1 protein-coding gene is annotated in these 1169 nt (G+C 72.2%); it reads right to left on the reverse strand.

Annotated elements, in window-relative coordinates; all coding sequences use genetic code 11:
- Nucleotides 1-45: 45 nt before the first annotated feature.
- On the reverse strand, nt 46-1169 hold a 1124-nt coding region (locus HUW62_RS47345), incomplete at its 5' end, for a phage tail sheath protein (RefSeq protein WP_176438200.1).

Here is a 1169-nt window from a genome sequence, read left to right on the forward strand (position 1 = left end):
GCGGGGTTGAGCACCTTGACGCGGGGCCAGTAGAGGGCCGCGTGCTCAGAGAGCCCTTCGAGGGCGGCCTCCTGCGAGACGTAGGAGACGATGTCCGTGGCGCTGTAGCCCGCGGGCGAGTCGAGGACGGCGAAGACGAGGCCGCCTCTCGCCACCTCGCAGTAGCGCACCATGGCGTTGTGGACGGCGGGCGTGGCGCGCCCGGGCACCAGGAGAAGGGAGAGGTCCTGCACTTCGTCGAGCGCGTAAAAGACCGCTCCGGCCGGCCTCCGAGCCGATGAAGTCCGTGTCGTCCAGGCCGACGAGGCCGTCCGCGCCGCCCGAGAGGGCCACCGTCTGCTCGTCCGGAATCGCGTCCGGTTGCACCATGAAGGCCCGGACGTAGGTGGAGCCGGTGCGCTCGTCATTGAGGACGCGCTCGACGTAGCGTGCGTCGCCCCGGGCTGAGGAGAGGTTGGGGAAGGACTCGCGGTAGGCGCCGTCCTCGAGGACGAGGACGTCGAAGGTTTCGGGAGCTCCATTCGTCGGGGGCCGCACCTCCACCTCGAGGCGGTTGGCGTAGGCGCCTGCATCCCTGGCCTCCAGGTGGAGGACGTCGGTGGCGCCGGAGGCGTCGCCCGTGTGCAGCAGCGCGTCGAGTCCGAGGCCGGAGGCCGCGTCTCCCTGCACACGCAAGGAGGCACCAGGCCCCGTGGACTGGGTGAGCAACTGCAGGGCCCCCAGGGAGGACGGTGCCACGCGGACACCCGCCACCGCCGCCTCCACGAGGGCGCGCACCTCGGCCAGCTCGACGGCGCGCAGTCTCTGGACGTTGCCGCTCCCCACCTGCGGGCCGCCCGCGAAGCCGAAGACGGTGTTGGCCACCGCGTCGCCCACCTCCAGGCGGCTGGAGGCGCCCTGGGTGTCGTTGGCGATTCTCAGCACGCCGGCCTCCACGGTGGCGCGTCCGCCGATGAGTCCCGAGTTGAGGACGGCGGCCACCTCCTGGGCAGTGGCCTGGGTGATGTCGCCGAAGTCCTCCTCGCTGAAGGGGATGAAGACGTCCCGGCCGTCGTCGACGCGCACCCGGAGCGACTGCCCGGCGGTGAGGGTGTAGGGGCCGGGGCGGCCCGCGGAGACGGAAGCCGCGGTGCCGGAGAAGACGACGTCCACCGCCTCGGCGCCGTTGG

This window comes from Myxococcus sp. AM011, assembly GCF_013372595.1.
In the GTDB taxonomy this organism is placed as follows: Bacteria; Myxococcota; Myxococcia; order Myxococcales; family Myxococcaceae; genus Myxococcus; species Myxococcus eversor.